Raw genomic sequence first — 19,041 nt, 5'->3', positions numbered from 1 at the left:
CAGCGGCATAAAGACCGCGAACAATGAAGCATTCCGGGGCTGCGGTCCCGGTAAGGTTATAAAGCAAAAATGGAGCAAGCGACCATGATGGTGATTCGCCCAATCCGTGCGGATGATTACCAGGCTCTCTACCAGATGGCGGTAGAATCAGGGCATGGTTTTACGTCTTTGCCGGTGAACGATGAGCTGCTGATGCGAAAAATCAGCCGCTCAGAGCAATCCTTTGCCAAAAAGGTGACCGCCCCCGGTGATGAAGGCTATTTGTTTGTACTGGAAGATGTAAAGAGTAGAGAAGTCTGTGGTACCAGTGCTTTAGAGGCTGCAGTAGGACTGGATGATGCCTTTTATCATTACCATCTGGGTAAGGTGGTACACAGTTCCCGTTCACTGGGAGTGTATAAAACAGTCGACATTCTGACATTGTGTAATGATTACACCGGAGTCAGTGAGCTATGCACCTTATTTTTGCGTGAAAACCGTCGCGAAAAAAACAATGGTCGCTTATTATCAAAAACCCGGTTTTTATTTATGGCCGAGTTTGCCGAGCGTTTTGCTGACAGGGTTATTGCTGAAATGCGCGGTGTGTCTGATGAACATGGCAATTCACCATTTTGGCAGTGGCTGCAGGAACACTTTTTCTCAGTCGATTTCCCCACCGCCGACTATTTGACCGGTATTGGCCAAAAGGTTTTTATTGCTGAATTGATGCCCAAGTATCCGATTTATGTCAGCTTGCTAAGTAAGCAGGCGCAGCAGGTGATTGGTAAAGTGCATGAGAAAACCCGACCCGCTTTAGCTTTGCTGCAATCAGAGGGTTTTTCTAACCGCGGCTACGTGGATATTTTTGATGCCGGCCCAACAGTAGAAGCCAGGGTGGAGCATATCCGCTCAATCCGCTATAGTCGTCGGCTAAAAGTGAGGATTGGTGAAGTGAGAGGCAGCCAGCCGTACTTAATTTGCAATACGGATATTGCTAATTTCCGGGCCAGTTGGTTAAACCTGGAACTGAGCGAACAAAGTGAAGAGGTAACACTGCCAGCGGCGTTTGCCGAGGCGTTACAGGTGTCTGCCGGTGATTGGGTCAGGCTCAGTCGCATTTAACGCCGGTCTGACACTAATGAAGTCGTATTCATTTCAGGCCGCATATAATTTGAGGTAAGCATGACGAACAAGGTGCAATTTATTAATGGCGAGTGGCTGTCAGGCGAAGGCCACAGCTTTGTATCGCTGGATCCGGCCAAAAACCAGCCTGTCTGGCAAGGCGAAGCCGCATCAGCTGAGCAAGTCGATCAGGCCATTCAGGCGGCCAGAGCTGCTCAGTATAGCTGGGGCGATTTATCTTTTGCTGAGCGGGTGGCTGTTGTTAAAAACTTTGCAGAGCAATTGAGTGCCAATAAAGAGCAGATGGCGCAGTGTATTGCCCGTGATACCGGTAAAGCGCTGTGGGAAAGCCGCACTGAAGTGGCAGCCATGATCGGTAAAATTGATATTTCTGTACGTGCCTATGAAGAGCGCACTGGTGTTAAAGAAAACCCGATGCCGCAAGGCCGTGCCTTTATTCGCCACAAAGCCCATGGTGTGGTCGCGGTATTCGGCCCTTATAATTTCCCGGGGCATTTGCCAAATGGTCATATAGTGCCAGCCTTGCTGGCGGGCAATACGGTGTTGTTTAAGCCTTCAGAATTAACACCACTGGTCGCCGAATATACCGTGCAATTATGGCAAAAGGCTGGCTTGCCGGCCGGCGTATTAAACTTGTTACAGGGTGAAGTTGATACCGGTAAAGCCATTGCCAGCCATAATGGTATTGATGGCTTGTTTTTTACCGGCAGCTCACGCACCGGCCATTATTTACATAAGCAATTTGCTGGCCGCCCAGACAAAATTCTGGCGCTGGAAATGGGCGGTAATAACCCGCTTATCGTACAGGATGTCAGTAATCTTGATGCGGCAGTACATGATATTGTGCAATCGGCTTTTATTTCTGCCGGTCAGCGCTGCACCTGCGCCCGTAAATTATTTTTACCCCAGGGTGCTCAAGGGGATGCCATCCTCAGCCGCTTAATCGAAGTCACCCGTAATATTCAGGTAGGCTTGTATGATGCCGATCCACAGCCGTTTTTTGGCTCAATGATCTCTGTCGCAGCGGCTAAAGGCATGGTAGCAGCACAGCAGCAGTTGGTTGCTGCCGGTGCCGATGTGCTGATAGAACTTAAACACTTAAAATCCGACACCGGTCTGGTATCGCCAGGTATTCTGGACTGCACAGCTATTAAAAATTTCCCGGATGAAGAGCATTTCGGTCCGCTGTTAAAAGTGTTCCGTTTTAATGACTTCGATGCCGCTATTGATGCTGCCAATGATACCAGTTTTGGTTTATCTGCAGGCTTACTCAGCGACAGCGCCGAATTGTATCAGCACTTTTTCCGGCGAATTCGCGCGGGTATTGTTAACTGGAACAGGCCTATTACCGGTGCCAGTTCAGCAGCGCCTTTTGGTGGTATCGGCAGTAGCGGTAATCACCGAGCCAGCGCTTATTATGCGGCGGACTACTGTGCTTATCCGGTGGCGTCTGTAGAGCTGGAACAGGTGGTACTGCCTGAGCAATTGTCACCTGGCCTGCAATTTTAATCTCTCTTCTTAGTAAAAACATGATCGGGGCTACGGCCCCGATTTGTGTTCCTCGCGACATTTTGCTTAAATACGGCTATGGTTAAGCAGGCTGCTAGTTAAACACTTAAGGTATGGCGTTATTATGGTCACGGATAAACCCGGTTACGAGCATCTTATCCAGTTTTTGACTGAACACCTGGCCCTCTTTACGGAAGCCAACACTAGTCAACCTGATGCTAAAAGTATTGGTGAATTGCTCGAAGAACGCATTGCAGAGCAAATTATTACCCTTTGCACTCAACACACTGAACTGGAAGTGAATCATCGCTCAATGATTATCCGCGAAGTAGATGGCATTATGTATGATTTTCAGGAAGTATTATCCAGTGTACTGGAGCAGCCGGCTACCCCTGCCCAGGCGGAGCTGCTTAACGAAGTCGCCTTGCTGATAAAAAACCTGTTTGACAGCGCTGTTGCCGATTTATTGGATTAAGCATCGATTAAATGTATTAACAGCCAATTTAACGGCATTTCTGCTAGCTACCCGCCCCGCTTTTACGTAAAATACCCGCCTTATTTTTAGACGGAGCCTGCTCATGCAAGCCACAGTCAGTTGGGTTAATGACTTAACCTTTATCGGTCATTCGGGCAGCGGTCATGCGGTGGTGTTTGATGCAAATCGCGACACCAGTGCGGCGCCAAGCCCGATGGAAATGCTGTTGATGTCTGCCGGCGCTTGTTCGTCAGTGGATGTGGTCGGCATTTTGAAAAAAGCCCGGCAGCAGGTCATCGCTTGTCAGGTTAAGCTCACGGCAGAGCGCGCTGAGACCATACCAAAAGTCTTTACCAAGCTGCACCTGCACTTTGAAGTATCCGGCGTTAACCTGAATGAAAAGCAGGTGGCTCGGGCGGTGGATTTATCCGCGGAAAAATATTGTTCGGTTTCTATAATGTTGGCGAAAAGTGTTGAAGTAACGCACTCGTTCAGTGTTATCGCGCCAGAGCAAGGCGCTGAGAGTTAACGCCTGCTCTGACACATAAAGCCTGCCTATACAGACAATGTATTTAGCGGGCACTGCAGTGACATGATGTCACCTGTACTGGAGAGATGAAAAAGTGGTCAAGCCTTTTGAAAAATTAAAGCTGCACGGCTTTAATAACCTGACAAAAAGCCTCAGTTTCAGTTTGTATGACATTTGTTATGCCAAAACCGAGCAACACCGGCAAGAATATATTGAGTATATTGACGAGCAGTACAATGCTGATCGCCTTACTGATATCTTAACCGAAGTCGTAGATATTATTGGCGCAAATGTACTGAATATCGCCCGTCAGGACTATGATCCACAAGGAGCCAGTGTCACTATTCTGGTCAGTGAAGAGCCGGTTCTGGTCGATCCGGATAACTCTGAAAACCCAGGCCCATTGCCAGAAACGGTAGTAGCGCATTTAGATAAAAGCCATATCTGTGTGCATACCTACCCGGAAGTCCATCCGCATGATGGTATTTGTACTTTCCGCGCAGATATTGAAGTATCAACTTGTGGCATTATTTCACCTTTGAAAGCGTTGAATTTCCTTATTCATAGTTTTGAATCTGATGTGGTGACCATCGATTACCGGGTGCGTGGCTTTACCCGTGATATCAGCGGTACCAAGCATTATATTGATCACCCGATCAGTTCTATTCAGAACTTTATGGATGGCGATACCAAAAAAGCTTTCCAGATGATTGATGTGAATGTCTATCAGGAAAATCTGTTTCACACCAAGATGATGCTTAAAGAAGCTAACCTGAATAACTACTTGTTTGGTGTGGGCACCGATAGCATGCCAGCTGATGAACAGAAAGAAGTCAGTAAAAAAGTTTTTAAAGAAATCCGCGAAATCTTCTATGGCCGTAATCTGCCAGAAATGAAGTAAGCAATATAACGGGGCTGCGGCCCCGTTTTAGTTGCCAAGCCAGTCTACCTGGCCACGCGCCTGTCGCCGCTTGACCATAATAGCTTCTATCAGTGGCGTTAAAATCAGCTCCATCGCCAAACCCATTTTGCCCCCCGGTACCACCAGCGTATTCACCCTCGACATAAAAGAGCCGTGGATCATCCTCAGGTAATACGGGAAGTCGACATGCTTAATGCCACGAAAGCGGATCACTACAAAGCTTTCATCCAGCGACGGGATATCTTTGGCACTGAACGGGTTAGAGGTGTCTACTGTCGGTACCCGCTGAAAGTTGATGTGGGTGCGCGAAAATTGCGGCGTAATATGGTTAATATAATCATCCATGCTGCGTACTATGCTGGCTTGCACGGCTTCACGGCTATGACCGCGCTCTGAGGTGTCGCGGATAATTTTCTGGATCCATTCCAGGTTGACTATCGGCACCATGCCGATTAGTAAATCAACATGCTGCGCCACATTGTGCTGCTCTGTTACGGCTCCACCATGCAGGCCCTCATAAAACAACAAATCGGTATTGGGCCTTAAATCCTGCCAGGGCGTAAAGGTACCGGGTAGTTGGTTATAGGGTACGGCTTCATCAAAGGTATGCAAATAATGGCGAATACGGCCGCTGCCGGTTTCAGCATAGCTGGCAAAAAAGGTTTCGAGCGCGCCAAAATCATTCGCTTCAGGGCCAAAATAACTGATGTACTTACCGGCTTCCTGTGCTTTGCGAATGGCCAAATCCATTTCCGGCCTGCTAAAGCGATGGAAACAATCGCCCTCGACAAAGGCGGCATCTATACCCAAAGTCCGAAAGATGTGCTGAAAGGCGATGGTCGTCGTGGTGGTGCCGGCACCTGAAGAGCCGGTAATGGCAATAATGGGATTTTTATGTGACATACACAGCCGCCTGTAAAAAATGGACTCTTACCATAAAACAACCCACGCCAAGGGTGCAACTGTTATTCTTCAGCAATAAAGCGATGATATAGTGTTACTCTTACTGATCGGCCGGCTGGGGCACGGCGTTTAATATTGCACCCGATCTAAAGGACAATCACCGATGGCCACTTTGTTAACCACGTTATTTATTGTTGCGTTGTTACCCTTTATCGCTAAGGCACCATTGGTGTGGGCGATGCACCGTGCTGGCGGCTATGACAATCATTACCCGCGGCAACAACAATCGCGCTTAACCGGCTTTGGTCAGCGCTGTAATGCTGCTCACTACAATTGTTTTGAAGCCTTAGCGGTGTATCTGGCCGCGATGCTGGCGGTAGTGGCGGCCAGTTTAGTCACCACTACGGTTATCTGGTTAGCCTGGGGTTTTGTTGCTGCCAGAATCGCCTATCTAATCTGCTATTGGTTTGACTGGGCCAGTGCCCGCTCTATTGCCTGGCTGCTGGGGATGGTGATGGCCAGCAGCATGTTGCTACTGGCCATTCAGGCGCTTTAAAACTGTAAGCTGACAATCACAGGATCGTGATCAGATGAGCGAAAGGGGTTGTCGGCATAGAGTGCTGCTGCGAGCGAAGCCGGTTTAAAGCGACTGCTATAATCCAGTAACACGGCTTCGTCTGCATTTATTGACCAGTGGGTCACTTTTGCTAAGCGAGCAGCCAGTGCCGGACTGGCCAGCGCATGATCTAAAGAGCCACTTCTGCCACGAAAGGTATAGGAATATTCGGCTTCACTGCTCGACAGATAGTGCCAGCCGGCTTGCTCCAAATAACGGATAGGGTCTTCCATCCGATACGTGTTTAAGTCGCCCAGTAGCAGTTGATAGTTGCTGTTTATGCCAGTAGGGTTGCTTTGCAACCATTGTTGCAAGCCCTGGCTGGCTTCTAGCCGGGCAGCATTCCAACATGCCTGGCCATCACCCTGATCACCCTGTAGAGCGGCAGAAGCCGCATTTTCTCTTGGGCAGCTGCCTTTAGATTTAAAATGATTAACCACCACCGTCAGCGGTTGCTCGCTAAAGCGATGTTTAAAGCTGGCGGCAACCGGTGGCCGGTGTAACTGATGAAAGGGAGCCTGGGTTTGTGTTGCCGGTTGCCCTACCGTTTGCACTGTATCCGGGCGGTAGATAATGCCCACTTTGATATGATCGGTGCCCGGGGTTTCATTGGTGCGCACTATAGCGTAAGGCCGTTCAGTCTGGGTGTTCAGTGCGGCTACCAGCGTCGCAATAGCACTACCATTGTCATAGCCATTATTTTCCAATTCATTTAAGCCGATAATATCGGCATCCATTAAGAGTATGGCACTGACCAGTTTAGCTTGCTGACGAGCTAATTCTTGCATAGAGCGGGCACCGCGACGGGTAGGGAAGGCCTCTGGCTGATCAGCCCCGGTGAAAAAGTTCAGCACATTAAAGCTGGCGACTCTAAGTTGTCTGGGGGCTGTTGCTTGCGGTGGTGCCGGTCTGGGATTACGTTGTACCAGTTGCGGAGTTTGGGTAGGGACTAAGCGGAAACCACGTTGGTCTTGCACTAAAATGCCTTCAACATTTTGCAGAGTGTCACCAAGTCGAATGGGGGTGACAGCGCTGAGCAGATTAAAAGGGCTTGGCAAGGGATCTGGGTTTTGTTGCCATAAACCGTCATCCAGCACCACAGAACGCCGCTCTTGCGCAAGTGCCCGCTGTCTGGCTGGCTCGCCAGGCAACACCACCTGTGTTGGGACCATCAGGCGTTTATCGGCCAGCAAAATTTCACCATAACGTCCCAGCTGATAGGTATCATTGATCACCAATGGCTGAATAAAGCGCAGCCACATGCCTTCCAGTGCTTCCCAATTCAGTTCCGCAGGCAGCGGCAGGCTTATTTCCTGCGGGGTAACAGAGTGAGTACCGCAGCTCTCGATTAAGCTGACATCAACCAGCGAGGTCATCTGATCTATTTCCGCAACGGTGCCCTGCAGTAGTAATACCTCTCCATGGCTAAAGCGCTCGGGTTCAGTCAGGCTGATAAACAGGCCTTCTGCGGTGCGTGGGTCATTATCGGCTTGCAGGCTTTGCAGCACTATGCCCGGTTTAGGGCTGTCAGTATATATAGCACTGAGAACCACACCACGGGTAATTAATTGCTTGCCCAGCAAAGGGCTGGTCTCGCCTATGCCCTGAATAGTGGCGATAGGAGTAAAGGCTGTATCACAATGTAAGGCTGCACGTTGGCAGCCGGTTAGCATCAATAATAGCAATAACAGGGAAACACGCAGCATAGTGTTGATTCCATTTACTAATACAACGTCAGAGTAAAAAAGGTGCCGCAGCACCTTTTTGTTTCGATTTAAAATCGTTAATTTTTACTAATGTAACCGGCAAAGATGACAGTCTGGTTAAGGCTGCTGTTGCTCACGGGCAATAGCACGATAGCCTATATCGGTTCGGTAAAACATATCCTGCCAGCTTATCTTGCTGGCCAATTGATAGGCGGCTTGCTGAGCGGCCGTGACGTTCTCCCCCAGCGCCGTAGCGCAAAGTACCCGGCCACCATTACTAACCACCTGACCATCCAGTAATTCTGTGCCGGCATGAAATACCCGGGCGCTGTCACTGTTAATGTCATCCAAGCCATGAATAACCTTGCCTTTGGCATAGCTGTCCGGGTAGCCACCGGCGGCCAGCACGACACCTACTGCTGCCTGAGGCTTAAACTGAATGTCAGTGCTGTTGAGTCTACCTTTAACCGCTGCCAGACACAGTGCCACCAGATCTGAGTCCAGTCGCAGCATTATCGGCTGGGTTTCCGGATCGCCAAAGCGGCAATTAAACTCCAGTACTTTAGCTGAGCCGTCCGGCGCTATCATCAGGCCGGCATATAAAAAACCGGTAAACACATTTCCTTCTGCCGCCATGCCGCGCACGGTGGGATAAATCACCTGCTGCATCACCCAGTCATGTACAGCTGGCGTGACCACCGGCGCCGGTGAGTAGGCGCCCATACCGCCTGTATTGGGGCCTTTATCGCCATTATCACGGGCTTTATGATCCTGTGACGAGGCAAAGGCAAGAGCATGCTCACCATCGACCATGACAATAAAAGAGGCTTCTTCGCCGCTGAGGAACTCTTCAATCACTACCCGACTGCCGGCATCACCAAATTTATTCCCTGACAGCATATCGTCAATTGCGGCAAAGGCTTCAACTTCAGTTTGGGCGATAATCACGCCTTTACCGGCGGCCAAACCATCGGCCTTAATAACGATAGGGGTGCCTAACTGCTGCACATAAGTTTTAGCGGCGCTGATTTCGGTAAAGTTCTGGTAAGCGGCGGTCGGAATGTGATGACGCGCCAAAAAGTCTTTAGCAAAGGCCTTAGAGCTTTCTAACTGTGCTGCCGCCTGAGTCGGGCCAAAAATGGCCAGGCCGTTGGCGCGGAATGTGTCTACCACGCCTTTAGCCAGTGGGGCTTCCGGGCCAACTATGGTCAGGTCCATTTGCTCACTTTTAGCAAAGGCTAACAAGGCGTCTATGTCATCAGCGGCTATAGCCACATTATGTAAGTTACCCTCACGGGCAGTACCGGCATTACCGGGCGCTACAAACACCTTGCTAACTAACGGCGATTGCGCCGCTTTCCAGGCCAGTGCATGCTCGCGGCCACCGCCGCCAATTACCATTACTTTCATTCAGATTTCCGTTTGTTTGACAAGTTTATTGTGCTAAAGGTTTACGAAACTTTAAGGTCATGCGGTCACTCTCGCCAATGGCCTTATAAATCTCTGGATCAGCATCGCCTACCCGCAAAGACGGCGGTAAAGTCCAAACGCCATTAGGGTGATCAGCGGTATCTTTAGGGTTGGCATTAATCTCACTGCTGGCTTCGAACACAAAACCAGCTTGCTCGGCAATTTTTACTGCCAGACTTTGCGGAAAATAGCCACTGCGCGTCCAGTTAGTATCCAGGCGGGACTCGGGTAAGCGATGCTCTACCACACCCAGTACGCCACCGGGTTTTAACGCCGTATAAAAGTTGTTAAAGGCGTGCAGCATGGCTTCTTCACCGCCGGCCATATACCAGTTATGCAGGTTACGAAAGGTCAAAACCACGTCGGCACTGCCTGCTGGTGCCACTTCGACGCCCGCCAGCGGGGCAAAGGCAGTGAGCTGTACTTTGCGGTATATAGGATCACTGGCCAGCTTAGTAACAAAATTGGCCCTGGCGCGCTGGCCATATTCTGATGTGGTATCGGCCGGGAAATGCGCAGCATATAAATTGCCATGTGCGGCTAACAAGGGGGCCAGTATTTCAGTATACCAGCCGGCGCCGGGAGAAATTTCTACAACGCTGCTGTGAGGGGTGACATCAAAAAACGCCAGCGTAGCAACTGGGTTACGGTATTGATCCCGTGCTTTATTTTGCTCAGTACGCACATGATGAGTAGCGGCTTGCTCTAGCTCCTCGTTAGCGGCCAGGGCACGTGGCACAGTGCAGAGTGAGGCGGTTAAGCCTAATAAGGCGACGACAGATAACAGGGTAGTTGTTTTCATAGGGTAAAACCTCTGATGAAGTGAACGGCTAGTCTAGCAAAAAGGCGCTGACATTGCAGCGATTTTGCCAGATAAGCTAAGATTAAAGTATAATTTTTAGGTGGCTAGACTGCTAAATTTCAATCAACAATTGTGATTTGCTATGGTAGAATGCCAGCCCTTTTTAGTGGGATGGCCAAATGTTAGATCAGATCAAAGTGGTATTAGTGGGAACGACCCACACCGGTAACATAGGTTCGGTGGCCCGCGCCATGAAAACCATGGGCTTATCCCAACTGTGCTTAGTAGCACCTAAATCCGAACCTGATGGCCAGGCCTATGCACTGGCTGCAGGTGCCAGTGATATTTTGGCTAAAGCACAGTTATTTGACGATTTAGCCAGTGCCGTAGCTGATTGTGGCTTAGTCGTTGGCAGCAGCGCCCGCAGTCGCACCTTGAGTTGGCCCATGCTCAATCCACGACAGTGCGCTGAAAAAGCTATTATGGAAAGTCAGCAACAACCGGTGGCCTTAGTCTTTGGTCGTGAAAGCAGCGGCCTAACTAACGAAGAGTTACAGCTATGCCAGTTTCATTGCTGTATTGATGCGAACCCTGAATACAGTTCGCTTAATCTGGCGATGGCAGTGCAGGTTTTTTGTTATGAAGTCAGAATGGCGGCATTAGCTAATAGTGAACCGACGCCTGAAAGCGATACGGTGCGTTATCCCTCAGCGCTGCAGATGGAAAATTTTTATCAGCATCTTGAAGCGGCATTACAACATACCGGTTTTATTATTAAACAGCATCCGGGCGTAGTGATGACCAAACTCAAGCGCCTGTTTACCCGGGCCCGCCCTGAAGAAGCCGAGTACAATATTTTACGTGGCATGTTAACGTCCTTGCTGCGGCTGCAAAAAGCAGAACAGAGTACACAAACTGCGGTGCAGTTACCTGATAACGACAATACTCACAAGGGGTAATGGCGATGTTTGCTGGTATCAAAGAAGATATCAAAAGTGTATTTGAGCGGGATCCGGCAGCCCGCAGCACCTTTGAAGTATTAACCACTTACCCTGGTTTGCATGCTATCTGGTGGCATCGCTTAAGCCACAGGCTATGGCGCGCTGACTGGAAATGGCTGGCGCGTTTTTTAAGTACGGTTGCGCGTTGGCTTACGGGGGTAGAAATTCATCCTGGCGCTAAAATTGGCCGTCGTTTCTTTATAGACCATGGCATGGGCGTGGTGATTGGTGAGACTGCTGAAATTGGTGATGATTGTACTCTTTATCATGGGGTGACGCTCGGTGGTACCAGCTGGAACCCTGGTAAGCGCCATCCCACTCTGGCCAATGGTGTTGTCATTGGCGCCGGCGCCAAAGTGCTGGGGCCCTTAACTGTAGGTGAGCAGGCGCGGGTAGGCTCTAATGCGGTAGTGGTAAAAGATGTGCCGCCCGGTGCTACTGTTATTGGTATTCCCGGACGGGTAGTGGCGAAAGCCGATGCTGCAGTATCTGCGCAACGGCAGCAACTGGCGAAAAAATTCGGCTTTGATGCCTATGCCGTTGCTGCGGACAATCCTGATCCTGTGGCTAATGCCATCGGCAGTTTGCTTGACCATTTGCATATGCTGGATGGCAAAGTAGCTGAGCTTTGTCACAGTGTTAATGAATTAGGCGGCAATGTTTGTGAAGAATTGCCCGCAGTGAATATTGCTGAGCAGGAGTTCCGCGAGGCAGAGCAGCGTGCTGCTGAATTACGCCGCAAAGAAGTGGACTCTTTTGATCCGGGTATTTAACGTCTGACATAAAAAACGCTTTGCTAGTCCCTATTATGGTAGGGGATAGCGGTAATACCTGACTAAAACACTCGGCTTAATACTTGACTAAAATAGTCAGGAATGTACAATAGCTGCTATTCACTCAGGCCTTGCCAAAGGAACCTTTTATGCGTCTTACCTCAAAAGGCCGATATGCGGTTACCGCCATGTTGGATGTGGCACTGCATACTGCTAAAGGGCCAGTACCGCTGGCAGATATTTCTGAGCGTCAGGGTATTTCGTTGTCTTATCTTGAACAATTATTCGCCCGTCTGCGTAAACATGGTTTAGTCAGTAGTGTACGTGGTCCAGGTGGTGGTTACCAGCTGGGTAAAGCGGCCAATCTTATTTCTGTGTCAGAAGTGATCGCGGCGGTAGATGAATCGGTAGATGCAACCCGCTGTCAGGGCAAGTCAGATTGCCATAGTGGTGTACGTTGTTTAACCCATACGCTGTGGAGTGATTTAAGCCGTCGTATCGAAGATTTTCTTACCAGTATCAGCTTAGGCGAACTGGTTAACCAGCAAGATGTGCGGCAGGTTGCTAAGCAACAGCAAAGCCGAAATGTAAAAAATCCGGCGACTGATATTGAAATCAGTTGCCAGCTGTAAGCGCTAAACGGAGCACAAGATGAAGTTACCTATCTATCTGGATTATGCCTCGACCACCCCGGTAGACCCGCGTGTGGCGGAAAAAATGATGCAATACCTGACACTGGATGGTGGCTTTGGTAACCCGGCCTCGCGCTCGCATCGTTTTGGCTGGCAGGCAGAAGAAGCAGTAGACATTGCCCGCAGTCGAATTGCCGATTTAGTGCAAGCCGATCCTCGGGAAATCGTGTTTACCTCAGGCGCCACCGAGTCTAATAACCTGGCGATAAAAGGTGCGGCGCAGTTTTACCATAAAAAAGGTAAACATCTGATCACCCTTAAAACAGAGCACAAAGCGGTACTGGATACCATGCGCCAGTTAGAGCGCGAAGGCTTTGAGGTCAGTTATCTGGAAGTTGAAGCCACCGGCTTGATCGATCTGGCTAAGCTTGAGCAAGCGATTCGCCCGGACACCACCCTTATCAGCATTATGTTTGTTAACAATGAAACCGGTGTCGTGCAGGATATTGTTGCTATTGGCGAATTATGTCGCAGTAAAAACATTATTTTTCATGTTGATGCGGCACAGGCCACCGGTAAAGTGGATATTGATCTGCAAAGCCTGAAAGTCGATTTAATGTCGTTCTCTGGCCATAAAACTTATGGTCCTAAGGGCATTGGTGCCCTCTATGTGCGGCGTAAACCGCGTATTCGTTTAGAGGCGCAAACCCACGGTGGCGGTCATGAGCGCGGCATGCGTTCTGGCACTCTGCCGACCCACCAAATTGTGGCAATGGGTGAAGCCTTTCGCATTGCAAAAGAAGAAATGGCTGCGGAGCGTGAGCGCATTGCTGTGCTGCGTGATCGCTTATGGAATGGCATTAAAGATATCGAGCAGGTGTTTTTAAATGGCGATGCTCAGCAGCGCGTGCCGGGGATTACCAATATCAGTTTTAACTATGTTGAAGGTGAGTCACTGATAATGGCGCTAAAAGACATCGCTGTTTCATCAGGCTCAGCCTGTACTTCTGCCAGTTTAGAGCCGTCTTATGTGTTACGTGCGCTGGGTTTAAATGATGAACTGGCACATAGCTCTATTCGTTTTAGTATCGGCCGTTTTACCACTGAAGCGCAAATTGACCACACCATTAAGATTGTGCATGACGCTATTAATAAATTACGCGCTATGTCACCGCTGTGGGATATGTACAAAGACGGTATTGATTTAAATTCAGTGGCCTGGGTGGCACATTAACCACCAAACAAAGACGCATTTGAGGTAAAAGATTATGGCATACAGCAATAAAGTAATAGATCACTACGAAAATCCGCGCAACGTTGGTTCTTTTGATAAAGATGACCCAACTATTGCTACTGGTATGGTTGGCGCACCGGCTTGCGGTGATGTCATGAAATTACAGTTAAAAGTCAGTGCTGAAGGCATCATTGAAGATGCCAAATTTAAAACCTATGGTTGTGGCAGTGCTATCGCTTCCAGTTCACTGGTTACTGAATGGGTTAAAGGCAAAAGCCTGGATGAAGCTCAGCAAATTAAAAATACCGATATTGCGCAAGAGCTGGCATTACCTCCGGTAAAAATTCACTGCTCTATTCTGGCAGAAGATGCCATTAAAGCAGCCATTGCTGACTATAAGCAAAAACACGGGGGCTAGTGCGGCATGGCAATTTCGATGACCAGTGCCGCGGCAGAGCGGGTACGGCTGTTTTTGCAAAACAGAGGTAAGGGGCTGGGCTTACGCGTTGGCGTAAAAACCACCGGTTGCTCTGGCTTGGCTTATGTGCTGGAATTTGTCGATGAGCTGAACGATGATGATCAAGTATTTGAACATCAGGATTTAAAGCTGATCGTCGATGGAAAAAGCCTGGTGTATATCGATGGCACTCAGTTGGATTTTGTAAAAGAAGGCCTGAACGAAGGCTTTCAGTTTAAAAATCCGAATGTCAATGGCGAGTGCGGTTGTGGCGAGAGCTTTACCGTTTAATCCCCCGATTGCACTAAGGTTGGCGCCAGATGAATTATTTCCAGCTATTTGATTTACCAGAGCGCTTTGAGCTGGATGTCACCGAACTGGGCTCGCGTTATCTGGCATTGCAGCGGCGATTTCACCCGGATAATTTTGCTGCCGGCTCGGCTCGTGACAAGCTGTTGTCGGTGCAACAAACCGCCAACATTAATGATGCTTACCACAGCCTGAAGCAACCTTTGTTGCGGGCTGAGCATTTATTGGCATTGCGTGGCTTAAAAATCAGCCATGAGCAACGTAGTTTTACCGATCCGGTGTTTTTAATGCAGCAAATGAGCCTGCGTGAGCAACTGGCAGAGATTACACAACAATCGGATCCGGATGCCGCTATTGATGCGATTGAAGCTGAGCTGCAACAACATAAAAAGCAGTTGTTGCGTCAGCTTGCTGCCTCGCTGGATGAAGATACGCCAGAGCAGCATCAGCAGGCTGCAGAGTTGGTGCGTAAACTTAAATTTTTCTTCAAACTGCAGCAAGAGCTGGAGTTAATTGAACAGCAACTACAAGACTGAATTCCATTATGGCCTTATTACAAATTGCCGAGCCAGGACAAAGCGCCGCGCCGCATCAGCATAAGCTGGCAGCAGGCATTGATCTGGGTACCACTAATTCTTTAGTGGCCACTGTACGCAGCGGCCAGGCCAGTACACTAGCCAACCAGGCAGGTGAGCAGATGCTGCCCTCAGTGGTACGCTATCTGGCTGATGCTGTTGTCGTGGGCAGTCAGGCTCAGGCTGCTGCCGTTACCGATGCAGAAAATACTATCGTTTCAGTGAAACGTTTAATGGGCAAAGGCTATCAGGAGACGTTGGCACTCGCAGAGCCTTTGCCTTATCAGCTGGCTGAGCAGCAAGGCTTGGTCGCGATTAAAACGGTACAGGGCCTGAAAAACCCGGTTGAAATTTCAGCAGAAATTCTGGCCACCCTGGCCAATACTGCCAGTGAAACCCTGGGGGGGGAACTGACCGGGGTGGTGATTACGGTACCCGCCTACTTTGATGATGCTCAGCGTCAGGCTACCAAGGACGCGGCCAAATTAGCCGGCCTGAATGTAATGCGTTTATTAAATGAGCCCACCGCCGCAGCCCTGGCCTATGGCCTGGATTCTGGTCAGGAAGGGTTGATTGCCGTTTATGATCTGGGCGGTGGCACCTTTGATATTTCGGTGTTACGCCTGCAACGCGGCGTATTTGAAGTGCTGGCTACTGGCGGTGACTCGGCGCTGGGTGGTGATGATTTTGACCAGATGCTGGTCAGTTATATTCAAGCGCAGCATCAGCAGACTGAACTTAGCCATAGTGCCCGGCGTCAATATTTGCAGCAGGCCCGGCAGTTGAAAGAGCAACTAAGCAGCCAGGAGTCAGTGTCCTATCAGTTTAGTGCGGATCAGCAACAACTTAGCGGCAGCATTAGCCGCAGTCAGTTTGAAGCGTTAATTCAACCGCTGGTGCGTAAAACCCTCAAAGCCTGTAACCAAACCCTGCGTGATGCAGGCCTTAGCGCTGAAGATATTGCCACTGTGGTGATGGTTGGCGGTTCTACCCGGGTGCCTTTAGTACGTCAGCAAGTTCACGCCCTGTTTGGTTCAGAACTGTTAACCACTATTGATCCTGACAAAGTGGTGGCCTTAGGCGCGGCAATTCAGGCCAATATTCTGGTGGGTAATAAAGCTGATAGCGATACCCTGTTGCTGGATGTGATCCCGCTGTCGTTGGGCATTGAGACGATGGGCGGCCTTACCGAAAAAATCATCCCTCGTAATACGGTGATACCGGTTTCCCGCGCGCAGGAATTTACTACTTTCAAAGATGGCCAGACAGCAATGGCTATTCATGTATTACAAGGTGAGCGCGAGTTGGTGGATGATTGCCGCTCACTGGCCCGTTTTGAACTGCGTGGCATTCCGCCAATGCCTGCCGGTGGCGCCCATATTCGTGTGACTTTTCAGGTAGATGCTGATGGTTTACTGAGCGTCAGTGCTGAAGAAAAATCTACCGGTGTGCAGGCCAGTATTCAGGTTAAGCCTTCATATGGCTTAACGGATGATCAGGTTGCGCAGATGATTAAAGGTTCTATGCAATACGCCAGACAAGATATGCAGTTACGTTTATTGCGTGAGCAGCAAGTAGAAGCCGATCGGGTGCTGGATGCCGTAGGGGTAGCGCTTAATGCTGATGCTGCCTTATTAAATGCCGCTGAGCTGGCCGATATTACCGCGGCCTTAGCACAGCTAAAGCAGGTGCGGCAACAAGACGATACCGCAGCCATTAAGGCCGCTATTGAAATAACCAATAAGCTAACTGATGAGTTTGCCGCTCGTCGTATGGATAAATCAATCCGGTTAGCCTTGCAAGGCCATAAGGTAGACGAGGTTTAAGTTATGCCACAAATTGTATTTTTACCCCATGCTGAACTTTGCCCGGAGGGGGCAGCACTGCCAGCCGAGCGCGGCGAAACCGTGCTGGATGTGGCGCTGCGTAATGGCATTAGTATTGAACATGCTTGTGAGAAATCCTGCGCCTGTACTACCTGCCACGTCATAGTACGTGAAGGCTTTTATTCGATTGCGCCCAGCGATGAATTAGAAGATGACATGCTGGACAAAGCCTGGGGGCTGGAGCCGGAATCTCGGCTGGGTTGTCAGGCTCGTATTGCTGATGAAGATTTGGTGGTGGAAATCCCTAAATATACCGTCAATATGGTCAGCGAAGGTCATTAACGGCGTTATCTTACGCAGGCTATGTTATTGCATTAAAAACCTACTAAAAAAGCGGGCTAAGTAGGTTTTTTTTTGCATTTAGCGTATAATTTGCCGCCTCAAAATTTTAACCCTTTAACGACAGGAGCCTGACATGGCCTTAGAACGTACTTTTTCGATCATCAAACCTGATGCTGTAGCTAAAAACCTGATTGGTGCTATCTATCACCGTTTTGAATCAGCAGGTCTGCGGATCGTTGCCTCTAAAATGTTACACTTAAGCCAGGAACAAGCTGAAGGCTTCTATGCTGAGCACAAAGAGCGTCCATTTTTTAAAGCGTTAGTGAGCTTCATGACCTCTGGCCCGGTAATGGTTCAGGTGTTAGAAGGTGAAGATGCGGTACGTAAAAACCGTGAAATCATGGGTGCTACTAACCCGAAAGATGCGCTAGCCGGTACTTTACGTGCTGATTATGCTGACAGCATCGATGAAAACGCAGTTCACGGTTCAGATGCTGCCGCTTCAGCGGCCCGTGAAATTGCTTACTTCTTTACTGAAGCTGAGCTGTGTAGCCGTACCCGTTAATTACGGTGGCAAGGTTTAGCGTTAACGAGGTTAACGTAAAACAACAGCTGAAACAAAAGGGGCGTCAGCCCCTTTTTTGTCTTAGCCAGTCAGATGAAGTTTACGTAGTGTGTTATTGATAGATGTCAGCAGGAGTGGTCAGGGTATGAGTAAGTCAGAGAATCAGGTGAATTTATTAGATTTTACCCGCGCGCAAATGCAGGAATTTTTTGTGTCACTCGGGGAAAAACCCTTTCGTGCCGATCAGGTCATGAAATGGATTTACCACTATTGCGTCGATGACTTCGATAAAATGACCAATATCAATAAAGTACTCAGAGACAAGTTAAAAACGCTGGCCGTGATTAAAGCGCCGGTGGTGGTTAGCCGTCAGGACAGTAGCGATGGCACCATTAAATTTGTCATGGGCTTAGCCGGGGGGCAGGAAGTCGAAACCGTTTGGATCCCAGAAAAAGACCGCCGCACCCTTTGTGTGTCGTCCCAGGTGGGGTGCGCGCTGGATTGTACTTTTTGCTCCACCGCCCAGCAGGGTTTTAACCGCAATTTGTCGGTATCTGAAATTATCGGCCAGGTATGGCGGGTGTCGCAAATCATCGGCAGCTATGGTGATACCGGTGAAAAACCGGTGACCAATGTGGTGATGATGGGTATGGGCGAACCACTGTTAAACCTGAATAATGTGGTGCCGGCAATGGAGCTGATGCTGGAAGACTATGGCTTTGGCTTATCCAAGCGCCGTGTTACCTTAAGTACCTCAGGTGTGGTACCAGCCTTAGATTTGTTGCGGGAGCGGATTGATGTGGCGTTGGCTATTTCGTTGCATGCGCCTAACAATGCTCTGCGCGACGAATTGGTACCAGTGAATAAAAAATACCCGATGGAAGAATTTTTAGCGGCATCCAGACGATATGTTGAGAACTCTAAGGCCAATGATAAGGTCACAGTAGAGTATGTGATGCTTGAAGGGATCAATGACAGCATGGAGCAGGCGCATGAATTAGCGAAAGCCTTGCGTGATACGCCGTCAAAGATTAATCTGATACCCTTCAATCCCTACCCGGGTTCACCTTACAAAAGGTCAAGCAATTCGCGCATCGATCGCTTTAATAAGGTGCTGCAGGAACACGGCTTTACCGTTATGGTAAGAAAGACCCGGGGCGACGATATCGACGCGGCCTGTGGTCAGCTGGTAGGCGATGTTATTGACCGTACAAAACGGCTGATTAAAAAGCAGCAAAAAGGCCAGGAAATACTGGTAAAAACGCTGCAATAA

General features: G+C 49.3%; 21 protein-coding genes. 17 read left to right on the top strand and 4 right to left on the bottom strand.

Annotated features, from left to right (window positions below; translation table 11 throughout):
- Positions 1-84: 84 nt before the first annotated feature.
- From astA to speD, 5 genes are all read left to right on the top strand, one after another.
- Complete coding sequence (astA, locus tag V7D78_RS00385) at positions 85-1,101, top strand: arginine N-succinyltransferase (protein WP_333606436.1); 1,017 nt, start codon at positions 85-87, stop codon at positions 1,099-1,101.
- A 60-nt stretch (positions 1,102-1,161) separates the two neighbouring features.
- The gene (gene astD / locus V7D78_RS00380; RefSeq protein ID WP_333606435.1) at positions 1,162-2,631 is read left to right on the top strand and encodes a succinylglutamate-semialdehyde dehydrogenase; all 1,470 of its coding nucleotides are present in this window, start codon (positions 1,162-1,164) and stop codon (positions 2,629-2,631) included.
- Positions 2,632-2,755: 124 nt separating this feature from the next.
- The gene (locus V7D78_RS00375; protein ID WP_333606434.1) at positions 2,756-3,106 is read left to right on the top strand and encodes a DUF3802 family protein; all 351 of its coding nucleotides are present in this window, start codon (positions 2,756-2,758) and stop codon (positions 3,104-3,106) included.
- A gap of 103 nt (positions 3,107-3,209) precedes the next feature.
- Complete coding sequence (locus tag V7D78_RS00370) at positions 3,210-3,635, top strand: OsmC family protein (protein WP_333606433.1); 426 nt, start codon at positions 3,210-3,212, stop codon at positions 3,633-3,635.
- A gap of 94 nt (positions 3,636-3,729) precedes the next feature.
- Positions 3,730-4,536 carry an adenosylmethionine decarboxylase gene (speD, locus tag V7D78_RS00365; protein ID WP_333606432.1) on the top strand — a complete coding sequence of 269 codons (807 nt, stop codon included), beginning with the start codon at positions 3,730-3,732 and terminating at the stop codon, positions 4,534-4,536.
- A gap of 27 nt (positions 4,537-4,563) precedes the next feature.
- Here the strand turns inward: speD and V7D78_RS00360 are convergent, their stop codons facing one another.
- The gene (locus tag V7D78_RS00360; protein ID WP_333606431.1) at positions 4,564-5,460 is read right to left on the bottom strand and encodes a phosphoribulokinase; all 897 of its coding nucleotides are present in this window, start codon (positions 5,458-5,460) and stop codon (positions 4,564-4,566) included.
- 163 nt (positions 5,461-5,623) lie between these two features.
- Between V7D78_RS00360 and V7D78_RS00355 the strand changes: the two genes are divergently transcribed.
- Positions 5,624-6,016 carry an MAPEG family protein gene (locus V7D78_RS00355; protein WP_333606430.1) on the top strand — a complete coding sequence of 131 codons (393 nt, stop codon included), beginning with the start codon at positions 5,624-5,626 and terminating at the stop codon, positions 6,014-6,016.
- Here V7D78_RS00355 and V7D78_RS00350 read toward each other — a convergent pair.
- The 3 genes from V7D78_RS00350 to V7D78_RS00340 all read right to left on the bottom strand — a co-directional run bounded on the left by V7D78_RS00350 (position 6,013) and on the right by V7D78_RS00340 (position 10,054).
- The gene (locus V7D78_RS00350; RefSeq protein WP_333606429.1) at positions 6,013-7,782 is read right to left on the bottom strand and encodes an ExeM/NucH family extracellular endonuclease; all 1,770 of its coding nucleotides are present in this window, start codon (positions 7,780-7,782) and stop codon (positions 6,013-6,015) included. The genes V7D78_RS00355 and V7D78_RS00350 overlap by 4 nt on opposite strands.
- A gap of 117 nt (positions 7,783-7,899) precedes the next feature.
- Positions 7,900-9,192 (bottom strand): phosphoribosylamine--glycine ligase, encoded by a 1,293-nt coding sequence (purD, locus tag V7D78_RS00345; protein ID WP_333606428.1) that lies wholly within the window; start codon positions 9,190-9,192, stop codon positions 7,900-7,902.
- Positions 9,193-9,217: 25 nt separating this feature from the next.
- Positions 9,218-10,054 (bottom strand): class I SAM-dependent methyltransferase, encoded by an 837-nt coding sequence (locus V7D78_RS00340; protein WP_333606427.1) that lies wholly within the window; start codon positions 10,052-10,054, stop codon positions 9,218-9,220.
- Between the two features lie 179 nt (positions 10,055-10,233).
- On the opposite strand from V7D78_RS00340, the gene trmJ reads away from it, so the two are divergent.
- The 11 genes from trmJ to V7D78_RS00285 all read left to right on the top strand — a co-directional run bounded on the left by trmJ (position 10,234) and on the right by V7D78_RS00285 (position 19,041).
- A complete protein-coding gene (gene trmJ, locus V7D78_RS00335) occupies positions 10,234-11,013 on the top strand; it encodes a tRNA (cytosine(32)/uridine(32)-2'-O)-methyltransferase TrmJ (RefSeq protein WP_333606426.1) in 780 nt (259 codons plus the stop codon).
- Between the two features lie 5 nt (positions 11,014-11,018).
- Entirely contained in the window at positions 11,019-11,828 is an 810-nt protein-coding gene (cysE, locus tag V7D78_RS00330) for a serine O-acetyltransferase (protein ID WP_333606425.1), read from the top strand.
- Positions 11,829-11,977: 149 nt separating this feature from the next.
- The gene (gene iscR / locus V7D78_RS00325; protein ID WP_333606424.1) at positions 11,978-12,460 is read left to right on the top strand and encodes a Fe-S cluster assembly transcriptional regulator IscR; all 483 of its coding nucleotides are present in this window, start codon (positions 11,978-11,980) and stop codon (positions 12,458-12,460) included.
- Positions 12,461-12,479: 19 nt separating this feature from the next.
- Complete coding sequence (locus V7D78_RS00320; protein ID WP_333606423.1) at positions 12,480-13,694, top strand: IscS subfamily cysteine desulfurase; 1,215 nt, start codon at positions 12,480-12,482, stop codon at positions 13,692-13,694.
- Between the two features lie 34 nt (positions 13,695-13,728).
- Positions 13,729-14,112: a Fe-S cluster assembly scaffold IscU gene (iscU, locus tag V7D78_RS00315; RefSeq protein WP_333606422.1), complete on the top strand. Its 384-nt coding sequence runs from the start codon at positions 13,729-13,731 to the stop codon at positions 14,110-14,112.
- A 6-nt stretch (positions 14,113-14,118) separates the two neighbouring features.
- Complete coding sequence (gene iscA, locus V7D78_RS00310; protein ID WP_333606421.1) at positions 14,119-14,442, top strand: iron-sulfur cluster assembly protein IscA; 324 nt, start codon at positions 14,119-14,121, stop codon at positions 14,440-14,442.
- A 29-nt stretch (positions 14,443-14,471) separates the two neighbouring features.
- Entirely contained in the window at positions 14,472-14,996 is a 525-nt protein-coding gene (gene hscB / locus V7D78_RS00305) for a co-chaperone HscB (RefSeq protein ID WP_333606420.1), read from the top strand.
- Positions 14,997-15,004: 8 nt separating this feature from the next.
- Complete coding sequence (gene hscA, locus V7D78_RS00300; protein ID WP_333606419.1) at positions 15,005-16,861, top strand: Fe-S protein assembly chaperone HscA; 1,857 nt, start codon at positions 15,005-15,007, stop codon at positions 16,859-16,861.
- A gap of 3 nt (positions 16,862-16,864) precedes the next feature.
- A complete protein-coding gene (gene fdx, locus V7D78_RS00295; RefSeq protein WP_333606418.1) occupies positions 16,865-17,203 on the top strand; it encodes an ISC system 2Fe-2S type ferredoxin in 339 nt (112 codons plus the stop codon).
- A gap of 133 nt (positions 17,204-17,336) precedes the next feature.
- Positions 17,337-17,768: a nucleoside-diphosphate kinase gene (ndk, locus tag V7D78_RS00290; protein ID WP_333606417.1), complete on the top strand. Its 432-nt coding sequence runs from the start codon at positions 17,337-17,339 to the stop codon at positions 17,766-17,768.
- Between the two features lie 145 nt (positions 17,769-17,913).
- Positions 17,914-19,041, top strand: a complete 1,128-nt coding sequence (locus V7D78_RS00285) for a bifunctional tRNA (adenosine(37)-C2)-methyltransferase TrmG/ribosomal RNA large subunit methyltransferase RlmN (protein ID WP_333606416.1) — start codon at positions 17,914-17,916, stop codon at positions 19,039-19,041.

It is taken from the genome of Arsukibacterium sp. (assembly GCF_036735525.1).
Taxonomy (GTDB): domain Bacteria; phylum Pseudomonadota; class Gammaproteobacteria; order Enterobacterales; family Alteromonadaceae; genus Alishewanella.
The sequence above is the reverse complement of the archived record's forward strand: the minus strand, read 5'-3'. Positions and strand labels throughout refer to the sequence as shown.